A 21055-nucleotide genomic window follows, 5' to 3' on the forward strand; every position below is an offset into this window, starting at 1 on the left:
GCCGACGGTACGGTGTCCTGCACCGTGCCGGGAGTCAGTGCTGGGTGAGCAAACCCTCGCGCAGCCGGGTGAGGGTGCGCGCGAGAAGCCGGGAGACCTGCATCTGTGAGATGCCGAGACGATCGCCGATCTGCCCCTGGGTGAGCTCCTCGACGAACCGCAGGTGGATGATCTGCCGGTCCCTTTCGTCGAGTTCGGCGAGCAGCGGGGCCAGCGAGTGGAAGTCCTCCACCAGCTCCAGCTCCCGGTCCTCGGCACCGATGAACTCCTGCAGCGCGGCTTCGCCGAATTCGCTGCCGCCGATGGTGGCGTCCAGGGAGGCGGAGTTGTAGCCGTTGGAGGCGATGCGTGCCTCGCGCACCTCGTCCTCGGGGAGGCTCATCAGGTCCGACAGTTCCTTGACCGTCGGGGTGCGGCCGAGCCGGCTGTGCAGTTCTTCCGTGGCGCGCGCGAGCTGGACACGGGCTTCCTGGAGGCGGCGCGGAACGTGCACGGCCCAGGTGGTGTCACGGAAGAACCGCTTGATCTCACCGGTGATGTAGAGAACGGCGATCGAGGTGAACTCGGCCTCGCGGGACAGGTCGAAGCGGTCGATCGCCTTGATCAGGCCGATCATGCCGACCTGGACGATGTCCTCCATCTCCTGCGCGCCACGGCTGCGGAACCGGCCGGCCGCGAAGCGGACCAGGGACATGTTCATCTCGATCAGCGTGTTCCGCGCGTACTGGAACTCGGGCGTGCCCTCCTCCAGTACCGCGAGCCGGTCGAAGAAGAGCCGCGACAGCTCGCGGGCGTCCTTCGGCGCCAGGCGGGAGGCGTCGGCCACACGCGGCAGCGCGCCCGACTCGCCGACCCGCATGCCCGTCGCGGATCCCGCTGTCGCCGTTGCCGTTGCGCCGATGAGCGCCATGGCCATTCCTCCCGCCCTATGAAGCCAGATGCCGTTGCCGACCCTACGCGGCCGTCAACGCGGCCCGATTACCCCCACATTTTGCATTCATGCCTCCGTTCACACCAACGAGCTAAAAGATCGTCTTCGCCGCGGCACCTCATGGGCTCAGGCAGCGGTGACGGGTGCCTGCAGTTCGGTCACCCAGTCGTCACGGTCGTCCGGGCATTCCAGGTTGACCTCGCGGGGAAGTCCGGTCGCCCGGTACCCGTTGCCGTCGATCCAGCGGGCCAGTGCCTGGGCCGCGGGCAGCACCGTCTCCATGGAGCCGCGGTGCACTATGGTCGCCGCCCGGCCCACGGGCGGCAGGTCGAACACCCGGAAGGCACCTTCCTCCCGCAGCGGGGCCGCGACCTGGACGGCGGCGTGGACGATGACCCTGCCGTCGCCCTCCGGGGCATCCTCGTAGTGGGCGACACCCGGTCCCGCGGCCGCGATGCCGGCGGTGTCCAGGCGCCGGAACAGCTCGTCGTAGAGCGGGCCGATCACCGGACCGATGGCCTCGGGCTCGAAGCTCGCGGCGGTCGCGGTCAGTTCCGCCACCCTCGTCGCCGGGATGCTCTTGATGACGACGTCGTTCGTGGGCATGTGCCCCTCGCTCTCGATCGACCGGAGCCTCGCCTCGACCTGGACCAGCCGCCTCGCGGCCGCGGCCACCGTGGCCTCCAGTTCGGCCCGCCGTAGACGCAGCATGCCGCGCAGTTCCTCGGTGCTGACCGGCTCGTCCAGGATCTTCTGGACCTGCTGGAGGGTGAAGCCGAGTTCCTTGAGCGCGATGACGCGATTGAGACGGGCCAGTTGGTGGGCCGTGTAGTGGCGGTAGCCGGTGGCGGGGTCGACATGGGCGGGGCGCAACAGGCCGGTCGCGTCGTAGTGACGCAGCATCCGGACCGATACGCGGCCGTGCCGGGCGAAGTCTCCGATGGTGAACATGATGGCTCCGAGTTCAGCGCCTGACACGGTGTGAGGGTCAACAGCCGCCGGCTGGCCCGCTGCCCGGCCGGCTCACGCCGACGCCCGGCCCGCCCGGGGCAGACGGCTCCGGCTGGCATTGAACTGGGCGCCGACCAGGAGGGCGAGGTTGGTGAACCAGAGCCAGACGAGGAACACGACCACACCGGCCAGGGAACCGTACAGGCGGGTGTACGAGGCGATGTGCCCCGCGTAGAGGGTGAAGAGCGCGGATGCCGCGTACCAGAGGATCACGGCCAGCACTCCCCCGGGCAGCCCTCGACGGACGCCCCGCGCTTCGGCGGGCCCCGTACGGAAGAGCATGAGCACCAGGACCGCCACGACGCACAGCAGTACGGGCCAGCGCAGCGCGGACCAGGCCCCGATCCCGTGGACTCCCACCAGCGAGGCGGCCCGGCGGGCGACGGGGCCCGAGATCACGATCACCACCGAGCCGGTCAGCAGCAGGGCGAGCAGCAGGAGTGCGGTGGCGACGATGGTGTGGGCCCTGCGCAGGGTGGGCCTGGTGTCGGGCATCCGGTGCATCGCGTGCAGCGCCCGCCGGAACACCGCGAGATAGCTGGAGGCCGACCACAGGGCGCTCACGGCACCGGTCACGACCAGGACCCACACCGTGGACTGGGTCGCGGTCATCTGCCGGAGCGCGTCCCGCAGGGCGCTTGCCGACTGGGCCGGCGCGTAGGCGGTGAGGTCGTCGATGAGCTGCCCGGTGGCCTGCGGGGCGGCCAGGCCGATCGCCGAGACCGTGACCAGGAGCGCGGGCACCAGGGCGAGGAGCGCGTAGTAGGTGAGCGACGCGGCCCAGTCGGACAGGTTGTCGTTCCAGACGGCCACGGCCGTGTCGCGCAGCGCGGTACGCAGCCGCCGGGCTATGGCGGCGGGACGAGGGCGGCCGGCGACTGGGCGGGACGGTGGAGGCACGTGCCTGTCTCTCTTTTCATGCAGGGGTTTCATGCAGGGGTTTCATGCAGGGGAGCGTGGCTCTTCGAGTAGCCCCCACAGTCTGTTCCATGCGCTGTTCGGCGCGTCAACGCGCCGAGGCGGGCGGCGCCCCAGGGCGTTTCGGGCGCCGCGCACGGCGAGTGGGCCGCGGCCTTCACCGGTCCGTACGACGAGCGCCGATGCGTACGGCGAGTTGCTTCCCTTCGGGGCCCCGGGGGGCGGCGTCAGCTCGGGTCGCGCAGCATCGACAGCAGCAGGGCGTGGGTCTCCTCGTCGGCGGCGGCCAGCAGCCCACGGCCCGCTCCACCGAGCGGCGCTCCGTCGATTCCGGTGACGACGCACCCTGCGGCCCGGCACAGCGCCACCCCGGCCGCGAAGTGCACGCTCGTCGACAGGTCTCCGCCGTCCGTGACGTACGCCGCGCGCCTGCCGGCCGCGACCCAGGCGAGCGCCAGCGTCGTGGAGAGGACCCTGGGGCGGAAGCGCTCGATGAATCCGGGGTGGGCGAGCAGGTCGACCGCCCGCAGAAGAGGGGCACTTGGGAACGGCGGATCGAGGTTGACGTCCACCAGGCGCGTGGCGGACGACGGCGTGAGGAGGGTGTCGTCGGCTCCGGGCTTCCGCACCCAGGCGGCCTGCCCGTCGGTGAAGAAGGTCTCTTCGGCGAACGGGTCGGCCACCGCCGCCGCACCATCGCGCAGGGCCACGTTCACGGCCACCAGCATGTTGCCGACGGCGTAGTTCAGCGTGCCGCACAGCGGATCGACCAGCCACTGGCGCGCGGTGCCGACGGCGCCCCGCTGCCCTCCTTCCTCGCCGAGCACCGCGTCGGCCGGGCGGGCGGCGCGGATGACGTCGAGGATCGCCCGCTCGGCCTCCACATCAGCGGTTGTGGCGAAGTCACCGGCCCCCTTGTCGAAGCGGTCGAGCCGCCGGCCGTACAAGGTGCGGACCACGTCCGCGCCGGCTCGCGCCCCGGCCATCGCGACAGCGGCGTCGTCCGCATTCACGTATGTGCCGTATGGGTTGATCATGCTGCGCAGGATACCGAGGCGGCCGTCGGCCCCTCTGCCCGTCGACCCCGATCCTAAGCGGATCAATTTATCCACTTAGTGCTACGATTTCGACGTCCCGGGACAGAGCACCCGTACGACCGGAGTGGAGCGCCCGTGCCCCGCAGCATCCGGCTCCCGCTGGGAGCGGCCGTTCTCGTGGTGAACGCCGTGCAATGGGTGGTCTGCGAAGCGATCACCGCGGCGGCCTGGACCGACCCGCCGTACAGCTACGCCTCCAACTACATCAGCGACCTCGGCGTACCCGTGTGCGGCACACGGTTCCAGGGCCGTGACATCTGCTCGCCGGACCACGCGCTGATGAACGCGTCCTTCATGGCCGAAGGCATCCTGTTCGCTCTCGGAGTCGTCCTGCTCGCCCGCCTGGTCACCGGCCGCACCCGGCGCGTCGTCGTCGCCCTTGCCCTCGCGCACGGGGTGGGCATGGTGCTGGTCGGGCTGTTCCACGGCTCCCGTGACGGTGTGAGCATCGGCCTGGCCATCCATGGCGGAGGTGCCGCGGTCGGCATCCTGTGCGCCAACGCGCTGGCCATCGTGGTGGGGTCGCTGCGCTCCCTCGGCCTCGCCTTGGCGTACCGCGTGTTCAGCATCGCGGTCGGCACCCTCGGCCTGGTCAGCGAGGCGTTCGTGGGGGCCTCGGCGGGCACGGCCGGGGTGTTCGAGCGCGGCGGTGTCTACTCGTGGCTGCTGTGGAGCTCCGTGACAGGGGTCCTGCTCCTGGCCGGGCGGCCGCGCCGGCCCGCCGTGGTGGAGAGGGGCGCGGCGTGACCCCCGAGCCGCAGCGCCCGCTACGAGCGGACGCCGAACGAAACCGCCAACTGATCATGCGCACGGCGGAGCGCCTCATCGCGCGACGCGGGCCGGCCGTCACGCTCAACGAGATCGCGCGTGCGGCCGGCGTCGGAGTCGGCACGGTGTACCGGCGTTTTCCCGACCTTCAGGCCCTGATCGACGCGCTGTTCACGGAGCGGTTCACGACGTTCCTGCGACTCGCGGCGGCGGCCGGACAGCACGTCGATCCGGCGCAGGCGCTGCGTCAGTACTTGCTGGATGCGGCCCAATGGCGGTCCGAGGACCGGGCGTTGGACACGATCCTCGCCCACGCGGGCACGGACACGAAGCCGATCGCCCGCATGCGGGACGAACTCGGCCGGCACGTGGACGGCCTGGTGCGGGCGGCGGTCACCGCGGGCGCGGTCCGCGAGGACTTCGCGAGCGCCGATGTGTACGCCTTCCTCCACATGATCGGTGCCGTCGCCGACCGCACCCACGACATCGCCCCCGGCGCTTGGCGGCGCTACGCCGAAGTCCTGTTGCTCGGCTTCGGCCTGCAACGGTCTCCCGCCGCGCACACATCGGCGATGACCGAAGAGCAGATCCGCCGGACCTGGCCCGAGCCGGCCACCCGGCGGAGCGCAGACCCGGGCCGGGCCGGCCGGGCGTAGCCCGCCTCGGATCACATGGCCGCCTCCGGCAGTTCGGCGGTCACGGCGCGAACGGTGTCGCGAAGCCAGCGCTGCCCCAAGTCGCCGTCCAGACGGGGGTGCCAGGCCATCAGGTAGTCCAGTCGGCGGATCTCCCGCGGGGCGGGCAGGACGCGGAGCCCGGCGTCCGGAGGCTGCTCCGCGAGCAGCCGGGCGGGCAGAGTGAGGATCAGCCGCGTGCCCAGGACCGAGTGCGCGGCCAGGGAGTGGTAGGGCACGGTCAGCCCGGCCCGGCGGCGCGCGCCGAGGTGCTCCAGGCGGTGCTCGATCGCGGTCTGGCGCTCATCGGTCGTGCCGATGACGACGTGGGTGGCGTCCAGGTAGGCGTCCAGGGTGATGCCGGGTAGCTCGGCCAGCGGGTGGTCGGCGGAGAGGACGCACACGAACCGGTCTCCGAAGAGTCGCTCGGTGTGCAGCGCGACGAGCGGCTCCGCGCCCGCGAAGAACACGAGGTCCACGACGCCCCGGTCGAGGTCCTCGTAGATGGCGTCGTGCCAGGTGCGGAAGTGCAGGGTGGAGCGCGGGGATTCGCGAAAGACGCGCTGGAAGACGGCGGGGGCGAACACCCGCGTGTAGTCGGTGCCGGCCACCCGGAACGCCTCGGCGGCCCCGGCCGGGTCGAACTCCTCCGGCGCGAACAGGCCCTCCAGGCGCGGCAGGACGGCCCGCAGCCGGCGCTGGATCCGCTCGGCCCGCGGGGTGAGCCGGTAGCCGCGCGGCGTGCGCACGAGGAGCTCGTCGCCGAGCGCGTCCCGCAGTCGCTGCAGCGCCCGGCTCATCGCGGGCTGGCTCATCCCGGCGACCGCGGCGGCGTTCGACACGTGCCGCTCCTCCAACAGGGCGGCGAGCGGAGCCAGCAGATTGAGGTCGACCCGTTCAATATGCGCCATCCGAATAAGTTACATATTCATGATGCATTGGACAAATAATGGGGGGCGGCGGAATGTTGATCCTGCTGCCCGGCGAGACCGCCCGGGCAAGTCCACCGCACAGGCGTCCGGACGGATGCCGGATCAGGAGCAGTCATGAACGGCTCGGTATCGCAGCACGCCTCCGGCGGCTCCCGCGTGGCCGTGGTGCTCGGCGGTTCGGGCGGCATCGGCGGCGCGGTCGCGCGCCGGCTGGCCGAGGCCGGGATGACCGTGGTCGTCCACTACGCGGGGAGCGCGGCGAAGGCCGAAGCGGTCGTGGATTCGGTCACCGAGGCCGGGGGCACGGCACTGGCCCTGCCCGGTGACGTCGCAGAGCCGGGCGAGATGAGCGAGCTGTTCGACGCCGTCGAGGAGCGCTTCGGCGGCATCGACGCGGTCGTCAACACCGCCGGGATCATGCTGCTCGCCCCGCTCGCCGAAATGGATCTCGACGCCTTCGACCGGATGCACCGGGTCAACGTCCGGGGGACCTTCGTGGTGTCCCAGCTCGCCGCCCGCAGGCTGCGCCCAGGCGGTGCGCTGATCAACTTCTCCACCTCGGTGACCCGGCTCCAACAGCCCGAGTACGGCGCCTACGCGGCGACCAAGGGGGCGGTCGAGGCCATGACCCTGATTCTGGCCCGCGAGCTGCGCGGCCGGGACGTCACCGTGAACGCGGTGGCTCCCGGACCGACGGCGACGCCGCTCTTCCTCGACGGCAAGAGCGAGGAGCTGGTCGCCCGGATCGCCGGCGCCGCACCTCTGGAGCGGCTCGGCACCCCCGAGGACATCGCCGAGGCCGTCGCCTTCCTGGCCGGCCCCGGCGGCCGCTGGGTCAACGGTCAGGTGCTGTTCAGCAACGGCGGCATCGCCTGAGCCCAAGGCCCGGCCCCGCCCGCGCCATCAGGTTCTCGACCACGGCGCCAGCATCAACTTCCCAGCACTGCCGAAGGGTTGACCATGAAAGCCGTACGTTTCCATCGTTACGGAGACCTCCAGGTGCTCGGCATCGAGGACGTCCAGCCGCGTCCGCTCGGCCCGCTGGACGTCCTGGTCCGGGTGCGAGCCGCCGGGATCAACCCGGGCGAGGCCAAGATCCGTACCGGAGCCCTGCACGAGCTGTTCCCTGCCACCTTCCCGTCCGGTCAGGGCAGCGATCTGGCGGGCACCGTCACCTCGGTCGGCGCCGCGGTGACCGATTGGGCGCCCGGGGACGATGTCCTCGGCTGGTCCTGGGAGCGGTCCAGCCACGCCGAGTACGTCGTCGTCCCGCAGGACCAGCTCGTGCCCAAGCCCGAAGCGCTCTCCTGGGTCCGCGCCGGTGCCCTCTACGTGGCGGGCACCACCGCCTGGGCAGCGGTGGCCGCGGTCGATCCGCGGGCCGGTGAGACCGTCGTGGTCAGCGGCGCCACCGGCGGGGTCGGCAGCATCGCCGTCCAACTCCTGCGCCTGCGCAGGGCGCACGTGGTCGCGGTCGCCTCCGGCCGGCACCGGGTGTGGCTGGAGTCCCAGGGCGCCACCCTCGTCGGCTACGGGAGCGGAGCGGCCGAACGTCTCCGCCGGGCGATCGAAAGCGACAGCGGCGGGAAGGCGCACGCCTTCCTCGACTTCCACGGCGGCGAATATCCGCGGATCGCTCTCGATCTGGGAGTGCCGCCCCGGCGGATCAACACCCTCGACTACGGTGCCGCGGCCGCACTCGGCACGCGGTCAGAGGGCAACGCCGAGGGCACCGACCGGGCGGTGCTGAGCGAACTGGCCGAGCTGGCAGCGACCGGGCGGATCGAGGTACTGGTCGACGCGACCTACCCGATGACCGAGGTGCGAGCGGCCTTCGCCCACCTGGAACACGACCATCCGCTGGGCAAGGTCGTCCTGCTCCCCCACGACACCGGGGCCACCGAGGCGTGATGCGGAGGGCGGGCACCGCTATGAGCGGTGCTCGCCCCCGTGGTGCGGGCCGCAGCGAAAGTCGGCCCCGGGCCGCGGGGCCCCCGCGGGCTGTGCGACCGTCGCCGCCAGCAGTTCCGCGCACCGCACCCGCTTCGCGCTGTCGACGAGTTCGTCGCTGTCCGACGCGGCGTTGGCCAGGCTGGCACAGCACACGGCCAGCAGGAACGCGCCCGCCGCGAACGGCAGGCTTCGGCGGGCCGGGGGCGGCGCGAGCAACGCCCTTACCCGCTGCGGCACTTCGCCGCCGGTCGCGGCGAGAACGGCGGGGCCTGCCGCACCGGCGGACGCGAGGGCGGCGCGCCCCACGGCCCGGGCCACGACCGTGCGGTCACCGACCCGTACCGCGGCCTCCTCGTCGGCCCAGCGCTCCAGGGCGAAGGCGCCGGCCTTGGCCAGCGGGCGCAGCAGGGGGTTCAGGGCGGCGGCGAGCTGCCACAGGCCGAGGAAGAGGTGGTGCCTTCCGCGCAGATGGGCCCGCTCGTGTGCCAGCAGGGCCGCACGTTCTTCGTTGCCGAGCCGGCGCAGCATCCCCCGGGACACGACGATCCGGCCGGGCGCGCCGGGCAGGGCGAAGGCCAGCGGGGCATCGTCGTCCAGGACGCTCAGCTCGGTGTCGCCGGGCAGCTCGGCGCATTCCTTGCGGAACCGTACGATCTGGCGGACCTGGCGGAAGGCGGCCATGCCCAAGTTGCCGACACCGGCGGCCAGGACGACGGCGCCGACGACCGCGACCGTGACGTACACCGGATCCTGCGCGCGGACCGCGGCGGCCGACCAGTGGCCCTCGGCCGCGACTTGGGGGATCTGCGCGATGCCGGTGAACGCCAGCAGGGCGAGCGAGCCCGCCCACCCGGCCGCCGTGACGAGTGCGGCGCAGGCCAGGGCCCACGCGGCCGGGCGCGGGGTGAGCCGACGTGCCATGCGCGGCGCGAGCACGGTGAGCACGGTCGTGACGACGAACGGTATGTAGACGCTGATCAGCACGGGTTCACCGTCCGCCGTCGAAGGATTCGCCCCGTGCGTCCCCGGCGTCCTGCCCGGAGAGCAGCTGCTGCAGCAACTCCTCGTCCTGGGCGGAGAGTTCGGACACGAAGCGGGCCAGCACCGCCTCGCGGTCGGAGCCCTCCTCAAGGACGGACCGCATGCGTCGGGCCGTGTGTGACGCCTCGTCCCGGACGGGCGCGTAGGCATACCCCCGCCCCTCCCGGTGCCGTACGAGCACGGCCTTGTCGTGGAGGCGGGACAGGATGGTGAGGACGGTCGTGTAGGCCAGCTCGCCCGGCAGCCGCTCCAATACCTGACGTGCCGTCAGTGGACCGTCGGCCGCCCACAGCGCGGCCAGCACATCACTCTCCAGTGCACCGCGCGCCCGCCTGCCGGACCCGGCAGCCTCTTCACCCTTGGGGCCGTTCGCCACCATCCGCCTCCTGCCAGTCGCCCATCGCGCCCTGCCCGATCGCGCGTCCTCGATCGCGCCGTCAGGCTACCCCGAGCATCTCCTACTAGTTGTAGGAGGTATGCTCCGGGCTTCAACCTGCGAACTACTACATCTTGTAGAGTTCGCGTGCTCTCCCGATGGGCGGAGGACCACCCATGCCCCACGCCGGACGCACTCTTCCCCGGCCCGCGCCCGCGGGCCCCCCGCCGCGCCCGCGCGGCCGGGCGGCCCCCTCCGGCCGGATCGCGATCGTCTCCGCGAGCATCGGCGCGGGACACGACGGGGCGGCCGCCGAACTGGCCCGCCGCCTCATCGCCGACGGTTTCGTCGTCGACCGGCACGACCTGCTGGACCTGCTGCCGGCCCGCTTCGGTCGAGCCGTCCAGGAGGGGTACCACCGGTTGCTCGTCCGGGCCCCGTGGGCCTACCAGCGGATCTACGCCGGCACCGAGCGCGCCGGAGGCGGCGGCCCGGTCGCCCGCGCGCTGCTCCGCACCGCCGAAAGCCGGGTGCTGGGCGCCCTTCACCCGAGCACGGGGGCGGTCGTGTCCACCTATCCCGGGGCCAGCCGAGTGCTCGGCGATCTGCGCCGGTCGGGGCGGCTCGGCGTCCCGGTCCTCACCTACCTCACCGACTTCTCGGTGCATCCCCTGTGGGTGGCCGACGGCGTCGACGTACACCTCGCGGCCCACGCCGTGCCCGCCCTCCAGGCGCGGGCCCTCGGGGCCCTGGACGTGCGGGTGAGCGGCCCCGTCGCAGACCCGCGCTTCCGGCCGTGCGACCGCAGGGGGCGCCTGCGGGCGCGGGCCCGGTTCGGGCTCCCGCCGCACAGCCCCCTCGCCCTGCTGGTCGCGGGCTCCTGGGGCGTCGGTCCGGTCCGGCAGGTGGCGCGCGAGGTGCGCGACTGCGGCGCCGCCGTACCGGTCGTGGTCTGCGGCCGCAACGAGACCCTTGCTGCTCAGCTGCGGTCCGACGGCATCGAGCACGTCTACGGCTGGGTGGACGACATGCCCGGCCTGATGCACGCCTCGGACGTCCTGATCCAGAACGCGGGCGGGCTCACCTCCCTGGAGGCGTTCGCCGCGGGCCTGCCGGTCGCGAGCTACCGCTGCATACCCGGCCACGGCCTCACCAACGCCGCAGCCCTCGACGAGGCCGGCGCGGCGGTGTGGATAGCGCACCCGGCCGACCTCAAGACCGTGCTGAACGATCTGATCGACGGGCCGCTCGGACCCGAGCGGCGGGCGGCCGGCCTCGCCCTGTTCGCCAGGACCGCGGAGGAGGGTCCGGCGGGCGAGATAGCCCGAGAGGCCCGGGCGGGGCTCCGGCGAACCGCCGCACCCCCCGGCGCCCCTCACCGCCACCGCACGTCACGCCGGCTCGCCGCCACCGCCGTGGTCGCGTGTGCCGTGTGGGCGGGTGCCGTCGGTACCGCGGTCGCCACGTCGTACGGGGAACCGGGGCTTGCCCGCGCCATCGGTCACGGCCTCGACCTGGACGACTTCGCCCGGCACCAGGGCGCCCACCCGCAAGGCCATCACTCGTGATCGCCGCCCGTCGCCTCCGTACGGCAGCTTTGGCCACACTGCCCGCCCTCGCCGCCGTCCACGCGGCGCCGGCCATCTCGACGTTCGGGCCGCTGCGCAACCGCGTGCTGCCCCGGCTCTCGGGCCTCGGCCGGCCGGACCACGTCGCCCTGACCTTCGACGACGGCCCCGACTTCCTCTCAACTCCCCTATTCCTCAAGCTACTTGCCCAGCGCGAGACGCTTGCCACCTTCTTCCTCCTCGGCACTCAGGTGCATCGCTCCCCCGGCCTGGTCCGTGACATCGCCGCCGCGGGCCACGAGATCGGCATCCACGGCTGGCGGCACCGCCCGCTGCTTCTGCGCGGCCCGCGCGCCACGTACGACGACCTCGCCCGCGTGCGCGACACGGTCGCGACGATCACCGCACGACGGCCCACCCTCTTCCGGCCGCCGTACGGAGTGATGTCGGGCGCCGCACACGTGGCCGCACGTCGGCTCGGCCTCACACCGGTGCTGTGGACCTGCTGGGGCGAGGACTGGACGGCCCGCGCCACCCCGGCGTCCGTCCACCTCACGGTGACCCGCGATCTGACGGGCGGCGGCACCATCCTGCTCCACGACTCCGACTGCACCTCGGCCCCTGGGGCCTGGCGGTCCGCGCTGGGCGCCCTCCCCCGCATCCTCGACACGTGCGAGCAGCGGGGGTTCCGGGTGGGGAGGCTGAGCGACCACGGAGTGCCTGTGGCGTCCCGGTCGTGAAGGCGGCACCGGGCCTGCGCCGATGCACGGGAACACCCGCCACGCCGGTGGCCCCCGAGTCAGGCCGCGCCCGCTGGGTACCCGGGACCCATGTCCGGACTACACGCACGTCCTACGAGCGTCCTTCACCGTCCTGCCCCCGTGGTGGAGGAGGCGTCCCCTCAGACAGGGAGGCACCGGCGGCGCAGGGTGCTGGGCAGGCGACTGCGCCGCAGGCTTTTCGCCTACCGCGACATCGAGTTCCTCTCCACCCACGTCCCGGGCGCCCCGGGCCCGCGCTCCTCAGGCCCGCGTTCTGCGGCGCCGGGCGAGGAACGACTGCTCCTGGTGCACATCCGCCGGGTGGTCGGCGAGATCCACTACCGCACCTGCGGCCAGTGCGCCGCCGGCATGATCACCGGCATCGACATCGACGAGGACCTCCACCGCACCGGGCTCGACACCCGTGCGCTCTCCCACCTGCGATCCCGCCACCCCGGCATCAGCTGGCACAGCACCCGCGCCCTGCGCACCCGACGCGACCTCCTGCGGCGCATGCGCATCCCGACAGTCCGGGCCGGCCATGTCTGTGCGCACGGTGAGCGGTGACAACCGCCCGCACGAACCCGTGCGGGACGTGACGACGCGCTGACGGCCCGAGGGTACGGGCGGTCAGCGCGAAGGTTTCACTCGATTCCCGCGTCCGGCTCACACGGCATCGGACCCCATGACTTGAGCCGCACAACTCGATCTGCGCGGCTCGGCGAACAGGGCTCCGTCTACACGGTGGCGGGGGCGTCGACCAGACCCGTGCGCAGCTTCGCCAAGATCTTGGTGAGGAGCCGGGAGACCTGCATCTGGGAGACGCCGAGCTCGACTCCGATCTGAGCCTGCGTCAGCTCCTGACCGAATCGCATGCTCACTATCCGCCGTTCGCGGTCGCTGAGTTCCTCCATGAGCGGGCCCAGCGCGTTCAGGTCCTCGACCCGTTCCATGCCGGGGTCCTCGGCACCGATGAAGTCCGAGAGCGTACGGGCCTTGCCGCTCGCCGTCTGCCCGGCGTCCTGGCTGTCGGCGGACATGTCGAGGGAGCCGGCGGTGTATCCGTTGGCCGCGACGATGCCGTCGATGATCTCTTCCTCGTCCCGGCCGAGGTGCGCGGCGAGTTCCTTCGGCGTGGGGTCGCGGTCCAGCTCGACGGCCAGGTGCTCCTTGGCCTTGGCTATCTCCGAGCGCAGCTCCTGAAGCCGGCGCGGCACGTGCACGGACCAGGTGGTGTCGCGGAAGAACCGCTTGATCTCCCCCACGATGTAGGGGATCGCGAAGGAGGTGAACTCGACCTCGCGCGTCAGGTCGAAGCGGTCGATCGCCTTGATCAGGCCGACCGTCCCGACCTGCACCACGTCCTCCATCTCGCCGCTGCCCCGGTTGCGGAACCGGCCGGCCGCGAACCGCACGAGGGACAGGTTCATCTCGATCAAGGTGTTGCGGGCGTACTGGTATTCACGTGTGCCCTCCTCAAGGACCTGAAGCCGGTCCAGGAACAGCCTGGACAGAACACGGGCGTCCTTGGGGGCAACAGCGCAGCCGTCCTCGATCCACGGCAGTTCATCCTGGCCCTCGGATGCTCTCCCGAGGGTCGAAACAGTTGCTGCAGCGGTGTTCACGGACAGGGTCACGGTGCCGCCTTTGGTGGAAAGCAAGATGTGCATCACCTGCCCGCTCGGTCGGCATCCATGTGCCCGGAACTCCCTTTCCCGGAAGTCGGGACGCGGGAAACGGGAGCCGGCGCGACGGGTGAGCCCGTAGTCACCGCTGTTACGAGACAGTGACAGAGCGCCGACAACGCATACGGGCAACAACCCGTCATTCCTGGTGAGACCGCGCCAAGAGTACTTGCGTCACTTAGCTCGCTTTTGGCGCACAACCGGATGCTCCATGTCGAGAGGGACACACCTCATGAACGTCACCAAGCGGCACTCCCTTCGCATCGCCACCGTCGGCGTCCTCAGCGCCGCCTGCGTCGCCCTGGCCGGCACCGCGATGGCAGCCGACGCCACCACGTCCGCCCCCGCCGCGCAGCAGACCGCAGCCGTCCAGGCAGGCATCACCGCCAAGCCGTCGGCCACGTCGGTCGGCGCCTGGCAGCTGTTCCGCGTGACCGGCACCACCACCGGTCTCAAGGCGGGCAGCAAGGTGACGCTGCAGCAGAAGCAGAACGGCAAGTGGGTCACCCTGCCCGCCTCCGCGCCCATCTCCGGCAACGGCTCCTACTCCCTCGGCGTCAAGCTGGGCCTGAAGGGCAAGAACGAGCTGCGCATCGTCAGCGGCAGCACGGCCTCCGCCGTGTTCAGCGTCACCGTGCGCTAGTCGGCGCGCCCGAGCCCGGAGACCGCCCCTGGTCCCCGGGCTCAGGGCCCTGCCGCAGAGAGCGCCTCCACGCCCCTACGGCAAGGGCGTGGCCGAGGCGTTACGGGGCCGCGCTACAGGGCCGTGCGGCCGGCCGTGGACGCGAAGCCCAGCCACGTATGGCGGTTGCCCCACCAGCACCAGCCGATCTTCGGGGCGCCGCGCCGCTCGCGGCCGTCCCGTCCCGTGCCGTTGCTGATCCAGATCGCGGGGGTGCGGGCGTCCAGCTCGCCGTTCGCCTTGCGCAGCCGGGAGCCGATGGTCATGAAGCAGTGGTTTCGATCGAGGACCGCCGGTTGCTGGAGCAGCCAGTGGATGCCTTCGGTGAGCAGCAGCGGGGTACGGCCGTCCTCGGCGAGGGCGGGCAACGCCTCGTCGGGACTCCAGTTGGCCATGTGGTCGCCACGATCGGGGGCGGTGACGAGATAGAGCGGCGTGCCGGGCAACTCGACGCCGCTGGGGGCGAATTGGTCGACGTCGGTCATGTCGACGACCACGAAACCGGGCTTGTCGTCACGGCGGAGCAGCGGCGCGAGGGCGGAAGCGGGGAGGCGGTCCGGGTGGACGGCGAGCAGTGCGTCGCCGCTTTCCGGACCCGCGCCTTCGGCGAAGGCGCGCAGTTCGTCTGCGGGAATCCGCACGAGCTCGTGTACTCCGAGCTCGATCAGGCGTTCCGCCTGGGCGGTGAGCGGCGGCAGCGGGGGCGCGGTGACGGTGGGCGGCGTATCGGGCACGGCACTCCTCGGTTCGGGGACAACGGGCCAGAGGGCGAACAAGGCGGCCCACCGAAGTGTTCCCGTCGCACGAATCCGGTGGTCCTGCGTCGTCCCGGGCCCTTCCCGCGCCTTCCTCGCCCTCCCCGCAGACGTATCCGAAGACGTATCCGATGGGGCCACCTCCCCAAAGGCGTATCCGATGGGTCCACGTGACGGCGTTGTGACGCAGAGGGCGCGGGTCCAGGCGGCGCCCGACGCCTCGGAGGGCGGCGCGGCTCCGCACGTCGGCAAGAAACCTCGCCCGCGGATGCCGATCGCCGGTCAGGGGCGTGCGCGTGGCGCCGCCCGCCCGGCCGGGGTCGCCGATACTTTGCGTCCCATGACGTCAGAACCGGAACGCAGCACAGACGAATCGACCGACGTCCGCGAGGCCCGCCGCGCGATCGAGGAGTACTTGCGCCGCACGGGGACGCCCGCGCGGCCGGGCGGTTCGACGGGCCCCGACGGCCAAGTCGACGCCACAGGAAGCCCGGAGACCGCGAAGGACGGCGGCCGCGTCGACGACCGGACGGCGGAGGCGGTCGCCCGGGCGGCTTGGGACGCGGTGCAGGATGCCACTCCCCCGCCGCCCGATCCGGCGGCGGGCCCGGCCGAGAAGACGGAGCAGTCACCGGAACTCGCCGAGCTGCACCGCCGGGCGGTCGCCATCGCACAGGGGCTGCAGGCCCTCGGCTACCACTTGGACGAGACGCTTCTGCCCGGCCCGGACATGGCCGCGGGCTGACGCCCCCGCTCTCGGGTCACGGCCACCCGCCGGGGCAACCGTCGGCATCAGGCCGTTGTCCGCCGGACTTGGTAGTTCCAGCGGGCGAGCGACCGGACGACGGTCTCGGCGCCGATCGGGTTGGCACTGTGCACGAAGACCGTTCCGATGCGGAAGGGCCGCCCGTGGAACGCGGCCTCCTCCAGCACGGTCACCACCGGCAGGATGCTGTCGTCGCCGCCCAGATCGTGGTCGAGCCAGAGTTCATCGACAAAGCGGTCGCGGTGTTCGAGCAGGAGCTCGACACCTTCACGGCTGGTACGGGCGATCCGCGTGGCCCGGGGAAGCGCTCGGAGGTCGTCGATGCCGAGGATGACGGGCGTCCGAACTGCTGGATGATCCTGAGTCACCTGATCATCATCGCAGCACGGCAGCCACGAGGACCGCCGGCTTCGGGCCCACCGGTGCACCCGCCGTGGACCCGCTACCGTGCCTTTCGGCAATGTCCAGGCCGCTGTTGGGGCCGGGCTCCGCCGGACACCCGTCGTGGCACGTCGTGCCGTCGCGGCGGGAAGGGGAAGCAGGGAGAGGGACAGCGTGCCGGACTTGCAGGATCTGCCCGAGTCGACGACGGAAGCCGACGGCTCCGTGATCGTTCGTGTGCTCAGTTACAACGTTCGCTCCATGCGTGACGACACCGCGGCCCTCGCCCGGGTGATCGAGGCCTGCCGGCCCGATGTCGTCTGCGTTCAGGAAGCACCGCGGTTCTTCCGCTGGCGCAAGGCCGCCGCCCGACTCGCCCGGGCGTCCGGGCTCGTCTACGTCTCGGGCGGCGCCACTGCCTCCGGGCCCATGATCCTGTCCTCGCTCCGCGCCCACGTCGAGCGCACCGAGGACGTGCTGCTGCCGCGCACCCCGGGCCTGCACCAACGCGGCTTCGCCACGGCCGTGTTGCGGTTCGGCCGGGCCCGACTCGGGGTGCTCAGCTGCCACTTGAGCGTCGAGGACTGGGAGCGCTACGGACAGGGGCGGCTGCTCCTCGACCAGCTGTCCGCCATGGACGTGCCCTACGCCGTCGCCGCGGGCGACCTCAACGACCGCCCCGACGGCCGTACCTTCGGCCTGCTCGCGGACGCCCTCCAGGACGGCTGGGCCACCAAGCCCTGGGGGCGCGAGCACACCACGCGGCTGGGTGATCCCTTGCAGCGCATCGACGTCGTCCTCGCGAGCGAGGGCGTGGAGGTCCTGGGGTGCGGGGTGCCGATGGGTCTCCCCCGGGTCTCGGAACGGGATCTCCGTGCCGCGACGGATCACCTGCCCGTCCTGGCCGCGCTGCGGGTGCCCGCCTCGTAGGCCGGGGCCCGGAGGGACGGCGGGCCGGTCACCAGCCGGACCCCCCGCTCCCGGGGCGCGACCACCCGCGCACCTCGCCCGCCGGCCCGAGGGCGTCAGGTGCGCGGCGGCTGGGTCGCCGTGTCGAGGTAGAAGGAGTCGATGTTCTGGACCGCCTGCTCGAAGTCCTCAAGGTTCACGGGCTTGGTGACATAGGCGTTGGCATGGCTGTCGTACGCGCCGGAGACGTCGTCGGGGGCCGCGGACGTGGTGAGGATCACCACGGGGATGGTGTGCAGATCCTTGTCGGTCTTGAGCACCTTGAGCAGGTCACGGCCGTTCATGCGGGGCATGTTGAGGTCGAGCACGATGAGGTCGGGGCGCACGCTGTCGGGGGCGCGCAGATATTCCAGAGCGGCGACTCCGTCCGTGACCTGGACCAGATTGCGGGCCCCGCGTTCGGAGAGGGCTTCCTCGATGAGCAGGGCGTCGGCGACGTCGTCCTCGACCAGCAGGACATCGAAGGCGCGGGCGGGGGTGGTCATGGTCGGTTGCTCCGTAGGGGCTTCGATGGAGTGGTGGAAGAGCCCCGGCCAGCGTCGCCGGGCTCCTTGGCGGGTCATTCCGCAGGCGTCGCCGATCTGCGGGTAACCGGCGCCTGCGCGCGCGGCGGCCGCGGCCGCGGTCCGCTGAAGGCGTTCGGCCGATCTTTGCAGTTGGTCCAGCACGTGCAGGAGCGCGAGCGCCGCCCCCGGCTCGTCCGGGGACGGGCATGATGGGCCGTCGAGCAGTTGACCTGTGAGGCGCCGCGCAAGGGCACCGATCGCGGCGTCCGTGACGGCGGTCGTCTCCGGCGGTGTGGTCCGCAATGCGAAGTTCTTGCCAGCCATACCCGGAACCATAGGCCCCGATCCGGCAGGCGACAACAAGCGTTGTCGCTCGGCCTTTAGAGTATGCGGGCCGCGACTGTTTCAATGCGGCTGTCGCAGCGAGGAGTTCAGGGGATGACGGACAGCGAAGAGCGGGCGGGCAGACGGGGCCTCTCGGCGTGGACGACACGGCAGTGGCTCCGTACGGGAATGGCGGGGGCGCTCGCCGTCCTCGCCCTGCTCGGTGTCGCGGGAGCCTGGATGCTGGGCCGGACCGCGTCGATCAGCCAGGACCTGGTGGACGTCAGGTCTCCCGCAGTGACGACCTCGATCCGTCTGGAGTCGGCCCTCCTGAACCAGGAGACCGGCGTCCGCGGTTACGGGCTCACCGGTACCGCGGACTTCCTGACCCCCTACCAGCAGGGCCGTGCCGAGCAGGCGGCCGACCTCGCCCAGTTGTCGAAGCTGCTGCACGACGACGGCGTCGGCCTCAGGGACATCAAGGCCGTCCAGGACGCCATGGAGACCTGGCGGACCCGGATCGGGGGGCCGGTCGCCGCATCCCCGCCCGGCGCGCCCTCCACGCTGGCCTCCGATCGTGCGGCGGAGGGCAAGAGGACCTTCGACGAGGTGCGGTCGGCCCTGAGCCGCCAGCAGGACCATCTGCGGGCCGAACAGGCCCGCGCGAGGGCCGACCTGGCGGACATGATGCGCCAACGGAACTGGGTGTTCGCCGCGATTGCCCTGTTCATCCTGATCCTCGCCGGGCTCGTCTTCGAGGGCCTGCGACGCGGCATCAACGAACCGTTGGAACGGCTCGGTACGCAGGCGCGCATCATCACCGGCGGCAACTTCACCCACCCCATCACGGCGACCGGCCCGGCCGACCTGAAGCGGCTGAGCGACGAGATCGACCTCATGCGCCGACGGCTCGTACAGGAGCTCGCGTTCAGCGAGGAGGCGCGTCGGCGTCTGGACGCGCAGTCCGCGGATCTGCAGCGGTCCAACACCGAGTTGGAGCAGTTCGCGTACGTGGCCTCGCACGATCTGCAGGAGCCGCTGCGCAAGGTCTCCAGCTTCACCCAGCTCCTCCAGCGCCGCTACGGTGGACAGCTCGACGAACGGGCCGACCAGTACATCGATTTCGCCGTCGACGGCGCGAACCGCATGCAGACCCTGATCAACGATCTGCTCGAATTCTCCCGGGTGGGCCGGGTCCACAACAACCATCAGGCGGTGGACCTGGGCAGGGCGCTCGATCGCACCCTGTCCTCGCTGAGTCTCAGCATCGAGGAGACCGGGGCGGAGATCACGTACGATCCGCTGCCGACCCTGATCGCCGATTCCACCCAGATGGGCATGCTGTGGCAGAACCTGATCGGCAACGCGGTCAAGTTCCGCCGGGCCGGTCAGACACCACGCATCCACGTGTCGGCCGTGCGCAATGACGTCCTGTGGCGGTTCACCGTCACCGACAACGGCATCGGCATCGCACCCGAGTACGCCGACAAGGTCTTCGTCATCTTCCAGCGGCTGCACACCAAGGACGCCTACAGCGGCAGCGGCATCGGGCTCGCGATGTGCAAGAAGATCGTCGAGTTCCACGGCGGGACGATCGCCGTCGACCTCACGCACGAGCACGGCACCCGCATCGTGTTCACCCTCGCCCCCGAGCCGGCGGAACGCCCCGGGCCGGGTGAACTCGTCGGCGCCGACGCCTCTCAGGTGGTGCCGGCGTCATGACCTCGTTCGTGACGAACCCGACCGGCGCGGCACCGCAGGAGCAGACCTACCGCGTCGTCCTCATCGAGGACGACCTGGCGGACGCCGTCCTGGTGGAGGAACTGCTCCTGGACACCGGGCTGCGGTTCGAGCTCACCACGTGCACGAGCCTCGCCGGCGCCCGCACCGATCCGGCCCTGCGCACGGCCGACTGCATCCTGCTCGACCTGCACCTGCCCGACGTCTCCGGCACGAAGGCGGTCGCGGCGGTCCGGGCGGCCGCGCCGCACACCGCCGTCATCGTCCTGACCGGGCTGTCCGAGGCCCAGGCGGGCAGCGACGCCATGGCCGCCGGCGCACAGGACTACCTGGTCAAGGGCAAGGTGGACGCGGATCTGCTGCACCGGGCGGTCCGTTACGCCGTCTACCGGAGCCAGACCGAACTCGCGAACGCCCAGACCCAGGCGGCCACCCTGCGAGCCGAGGAGAACTCCCGGCTGGAGCGAGGGCTGCTGCCGCAACCGCTCCTGTCCACGTCGGCCGTGACAGTGACCACGCGCTATCTGCCGGGCACCGAACTCGCGCTGCTCGGCGGCGACTTCCTGGACGTCGTGGAAGGGGACGACGGGCTGCTGCACGCCGTCGTCGGCGACGTCAGCGGGCACGGACCCGACGCCGCCGCGCTCGGCGTGTGCCTGCGGATCGCCTGGCGCTCACTGATCCTCGGCGGCCACCGCGGCAGGGAGCTCCTGCACCTGATGGAGCGCATCCTGATCGCCGAACGCGGCGACCGGCCGCTCTTCGCGACCTGTGCCCTCCTCACCCTCGACCACGGCGCGGCCACCGCCGAGCTGCACCTGGCCGGCCATCACGGGCCCCTGCTCTCCACGGACCGGGGATCACGCGAGATCACCGCCGCGCACGGCATCGCCCTCGGCATCGACCCCCGGGTGAGCAACTGGCCCGCGAGCCTCATCCCACTCCCGGCCGCCGGAGCGCTGACCCTGTACACCGACGGCCTGACCGAGGGGCGCAACGGCTCGGCCCGGGGCCGCCTCGGAGTCGAGGGCCTGCTCACCCTCATCGACCGGCTGCCGCAGTCGGACCCCGCCGCACACATCGACCTCCTCATCAAGGAGACCTCGGCGCTCAACGCGGGACGCCACTCCGACGACGTCGCCGTGCTCCGGCTCGACTGGAGACAGCCCGCGGTCCCGGGGCCCCGGAGTGCGCCGGGCAGCGTCCGGGGCTGACCA

At 71.8% G+C, this 21055-nt stretch carries 23 protein-coding genes; 12 read left to right on the plus strand and 11 right to left on the minus strand.

The window, feature by feature from the left end; translation table 11 throughout:
* Positions 1–34: 34 nt before the first annotated feature.
* The 4 genes from IE267_RS12035 to IE267_RS12050 form a co-directional block, all read right to left on the minus strand.
* Positions 35–910 carry an RNA polymerase sigma factor SigF gene (locus tag IE267_RS12035; RefSeq protein WP_189763180.1) on the minus strand — a complete coding sequence of 292 codons (876 nt, stop codon included), beginning with the start codon at positions 908–910 and terminating at the stop codon, positions 35–37.
* 147 nt (positions 911–1057) lie between these two features.
* Entirely contained in the window at positions 1058–1882 is an 825-nt protein-coding gene (locus tag IE267_RS12040) for a MerR family transcriptional regulator (RefSeq protein ID WP_189763460.1), read from the minus strand.
* A 72-nt stretch (positions 1883–1954) separates the two neighbouring features.
* A complete protein-coding gene (locus tag IE267_RS12045; protein ID WP_229861042.1) occupies positions 1955–2842 on the minus strand; it encodes a YihY/virulence factor BrkB family protein in 888 nt (295 codons plus the stop codon).
* A gap of 245 nt (positions 2843–3087) precedes the next feature.
* Positions 3088–3897: an inositol monophosphatase family protein gene (locus IE267_RS12050; protein ID WP_189763182.1), complete on the minus strand. Its 810-nt coding sequence runs from the start codon at positions 3895–3897 to the stop codon at positions 3088–3090.
* 135 nt (positions 3898–4032) lie between these two features.
* On the opposite strand from IE267_RS12050, the gene IE267_RS12055 reads away from it, so the two are divergent.
* Together IE267_RS12055 and IE267_RS12060 are read left to right on the plus strand one after the other, a co-directional pair.
* Positions 4033–4704: a DUF998 domain-containing protein gene (locus IE267_RS12055; RefSeq protein WP_167161898.1), complete on the plus strand. Its 672-nt coding sequence runs from the start codon at positions 4033–4035 to the stop codon at positions 4702–4704.
* Positions 4701–5381: a TetR/AcrR family transcriptional regulator gene (locus IE267_RS12060; RefSeq protein ID WP_229861044.1), complete on the plus strand. Its 681-nt coding sequence runs from the start codon at positions 4701–4703 to the stop codon at positions 5379–5381. Before IE267_RS12055 ends, IE267_RS12060 begins: the two co-directional genes overlap by 4 nt.
* Positions 5382–5392: 11 nt before the next feature.
* Here the strand turns inward: IE267_RS12060 and IE267_RS12065 are convergent, their stop codons facing one another.
* The gene (locus IE267_RS12065; protein WP_189763183.1) at positions 5393–6310 is read right to left on the minus strand and encodes a LysR family transcriptional regulator; all 918 of its coding nucleotides are present in this window, start codon (positions 6308–6310) and stop codon (positions 5393–5395) included.
* Positions 6311–6445: 135 nt separating this feature from the next.
* On the opposite strand from IE267_RS12065, the gene IE267_RS12070 reads away from it, so the two are divergent.
* Both IE267_RS12070 and IE267_RS12075 read left to right on the plus strand, forming a co-directional pair.
* On the plus strand, positions 6446–7207 hold the full coding sequence (locus tag IE267_RS12070; RefSeq protein ID WP_189763184.1) for an SDR family oxidoreductase: 762 nt from the start codon (positions 6446–6448) through the stop codon (positions 7205–7207).
* A gap of 84 nt (positions 7208–7291) precedes the next feature.
* On the plus strand, positions 7292–8242 hold the full coding sequence (locus IE267_RS12075; RefSeq protein ID WP_189763185.1) for an NADP-dependent oxidoreductase: 951 nt from the start codon (positions 7292–7294) through the stop codon (positions 8240–8242).
* Positions 8243–8260: 18 nt separating this feature from the next.
* Here the strand turns inward: IE267_RS12075 and IE267_RS12080 are convergent, their stop codons facing one another.
* Positions 8261–9268, minus strand: coding sequence for a M56 family metallopeptidase (locus IE267_RS12080; RefSeq protein WP_189763186.1), 1008 nt, complete (start codon positions 9266–9268; stop codon positions 8261–8263).
* 4 nt (positions 9269–9272) lie between these two features.
* Entirely contained in the window at positions 9273–9704 is a 432-nt protein-coding gene (locus tag IE267_RS12085; RefSeq protein WP_189763187.1) for a BlaI/MecI/CopY family transcriptional regulator, read from the minus strand.
* 173 nt (positions 9705–9877) lie between these two features.
* On the opposite strand from IE267_RS12085, the gene IE267_RS12090 reads away from it, so the two are divergent.
* From IE267_RS12090 to IE267_RS12100, 3 genes are all read left to right on the plus strand, one after another.
* Positions 9878–11269 carry a glycosyltransferase family protein gene (locus IE267_RS12090; RefSeq protein WP_189763188.1) on the plus strand — a complete coding sequence of 464 codons (1392 nt, stop codon included), beginning with the start codon at positions 9878–9880 and terminating at the stop codon, positions 11267–11269.
* Positions 11266–12009: a polysaccharide deacetylase family protein gene (locus IE267_RS12095; RefSeq protein WP_189763189.1), complete on the plus strand. Its 744-nt coding sequence runs from the start codon at positions 11266–11268 to the stop codon at positions 12007–12009. The genes IE267_RS12090 and IE267_RS12095 overlap by 4 nt, the downstream gene beginning before the upstream one ends.
* A 189-nt stretch (positions 12010–12198) precedes the next feature.
* On the plus strand, positions 12199–12597 hold the full coding sequence (locus tag IE267_RS12100; protein WP_189763190.1) for a hypothetical protein: 399 nt from the start codon (positions 12199–12201) through the stop codon (positions 12595–12597).
* Positions 12598–12767: 170 nt separating this feature from the next.
* On the opposite strand, the gene IE267_RS12105 is transcribed toward IE267_RS12100, so the two are convergent.
* A complete protein-coding gene (locus IE267_RS12105) occupies positions 12768–13700 on the minus strand; it encodes a SigB/SigF/SigG family RNA polymerase sigma factor (protein WP_189763191.1) in 933 nt (310 codons plus the stop codon).
* Between the two features lie 247 nt (positions 13701–13947).
* Here IE267_RS12105 and IE267_RS12110 point away from each other — a divergent pair, with 247 nt between their 5' ends.
* A complete protein-coding gene (locus tag IE267_RS12110; RefSeq protein WP_167161904.1) occupies positions 13948–14358 on the plus strand; it encodes a hypothetical protein in 411 nt (136 codons plus the stop codon).
* 113 nt (positions 14359–14471) lie between these two features.
* Here the strand turns inward: IE267_RS12110 and IE267_RS12115 are convergent, their stop codons facing one another.
* Complete coding sequence (locus IE267_RS12115) at positions 14472–15131, minus strand: DUF5701 family protein (RefSeq protein ID WP_189763192.1); 660 nt, start codon at positions 15129–15131, stop codon at positions 14472–14474.
* 361 nt (positions 15132–15492) lie between these two features.
* Here IE267_RS12115 and IE267_RS12120 point away from each other — a divergent pair, with 361 nt between their 5' ends.
* Positions 15493–15897 carry a hypothetical protein gene (locus tag IE267_RS12120; protein WP_167161908.1) on the plus strand — a complete coding sequence of 135 codons (405 nt, stop codon included), beginning with the start codon at positions 15493–15495 and terminating at the stop codon, positions 15895–15897.
* A gap of 47 nt (positions 15898–15944) precedes the next feature.
* Here IE267_RS12120 and IE267_RS12125 read toward each other — a convergent pair whose 3' ends face one another.
* Complete coding sequence (locus IE267_RS12125) at positions 15945–16286, minus strand: cyclic-phosphate processing receiver domain-containing protein (protein ID WP_189763193.1); 342 nt, start codon at positions 16284–16286, stop codon at positions 15945–15947.
* 196 nt (positions 16287–16482) lie between these two features.
* On the opposite strand from IE267_RS12125, the gene IE267_RS12130 reads away from it, so the two are divergent.
* Complete coding sequence (locus IE267_RS12130) at positions 16483–17229, plus strand: endonuclease/exonuclease/phosphatase family protein (RefSeq protein WP_189763462.1); 747 nt, start codon at positions 16483–16485, stop codon at positions 17227–17229.
* A gap of 95 nt (positions 17230–17324) precedes the next feature.
* Here IE267_RS12130 and IE267_RS12135 read toward each other — a convergent pair whose 3' ends face one another.
* The gene (locus tag IE267_RS12135) at positions 17325–18098 is read right to left on the minus strand and encodes a response regulator (RefSeq protein WP_189763194.1); all 774 of its coding nucleotides are present in this window, start codon (positions 18096–18098) and stop codon (positions 17325–17327) included.
* 114 nt (positions 18099–18212) lie between these two features.
* Here IE267_RS12135 and IE267_RS12140 point away from each other — a divergent pair, with 114 nt between their 5' ends.
* Together IE267_RS12140 and IE267_RS12145 are read left to right on the plus strand one after the other, a co-directional pair.
* Positions 18213–19820: a CHASE3 domain-containing sensor histidine kinase gene (locus tag IE267_RS12140; RefSeq protein WP_189763195.1), complete on the plus strand. Its 1608-nt coding sequence runs from the start codon at positions 18213–18215 to the stop codon at positions 19818–19820.
* A complete protein-coding gene (locus tag IE267_RS12145) occupies positions 19817–21052 on the plus strand; it encodes a PP2C family protein-serine/threonine phosphatase (RefSeq protein ID WP_167161911.1) in 1236 nt (411 codons plus the stop codon). The genes IE267_RS12140 and IE267_RS12145 overlap by 4 nt, the downstream gene beginning before the upstream one ends.
* Positions 21053–21055: the final 3 nt, after the last annotated feature.

The sequence above is a fragment of the Streptomyces xanthochromogenes genome (assembly GCF_014650455.1).
Taxonomy (GTDB): Bacteria; Actinomycetota; Actinomycetes; order Streptomycetales; family Streptomycetaceae; genus Streptomyces; species Streptomyces xanthochromogenes.

Bases quoted from the DNA above. Each gene is read 5' to 3' on its own strand.
- IE267_RS12035 (WP_189763180.1), bottom strand. From the start codon at position 910: ATGGCGCTCATCGGCGCAACGGCAACGGCGACAGCGGGATCCGCGACG.
- IE267_RS12040 (WP_189763460.1), bottom strand. From the start codon at position 1,882: ATGTTCACCATCGGAGACTTCGCCCGGCACGGCCGCGTATCGGTCCGG.
- IE267_RS12050 (WP_189763182.1), bottom strand. From the start codon at position 3,897: ATGATCAACCCATACGGCACATACGTGAATGCGGACGACGCCGCTGTC.
- IE267_RS12065 (WP_189763183.1), bottom strand. From the start codon at position 6,310: ATGGCGCATATTGAACGGGTCGACCTCAATCTGCTGGCTCCGCTCGCC.
- IE267_RS12070 (WP_189763184.1), top strand. From the start codon at position 6,446: ATGAACGGCTCGGTATCGCAGCACGCCTCCGGCGGCTCCCGCGTGGCC.
- IE267_RS12075 (WP_189763185.1), top strand. From the start codon at position 7,292: ATGAAAGCCGTACGTTTCCATCGTTACGGAGACCTCCAGGTGCTCGGC.
- IE267_RS12085 (WP_189763187.1), bottom strand. From the start codon at position 9,704: ATGGTGGCGAACGGCCCCAAGGGTGAAGAGGCTGCCGGGTCCGGCAGG.
- IE267_RS12090 (WP_189763188.1), top strand. From the start codon at position 9,878: ATGCCCCACGCCGGACGCACTCTTCCCCGGCCCGCGCCCGCGGGCCCC.
- IE267_RS12105 (WP_189763191.1), bottom strand. From the start codon at position 13,700: ATGCACATCTTGCTTTCCACCAAAGGCGGCACCGTGACCCTGTCCGTG.
- IE267_RS12110 (WP_167161904.1), top strand. From the start codon at position 13,948: ATGAACGTCACCAAGCGGCACTCCCTTCGCATCGCCACCGTCGGCGTC.
- IE267_RS12120 (WP_167161908.1), top strand. From the start codon at position 15,493: ATGACGTCAGAACCGGAACGCAGCACAGACGAATCGACCGACGTCCGC.
- IE267_RS12135 (WP_189763194.1), bottom strand. From the start codon at position 18,098: ATGGCTGGCAAGAACTTCGCATTGCGGACCACACCGCCGGAGACGACC.
- IE267_RS12140 (WP_189763195.1), top strand. From the start codon at position 18,213: ATGACGGACAGCGAAGAGCGGGCGGGCAGACGGGGCCTCTCGGCGTGG.
- IE267_RS12145 (WP_167161911.1), top strand. From the start codon at position 19,817: ATGACCTCGTTCGTGACGAACCCGACCGGCGCGGCACCGCAGGAGCAG.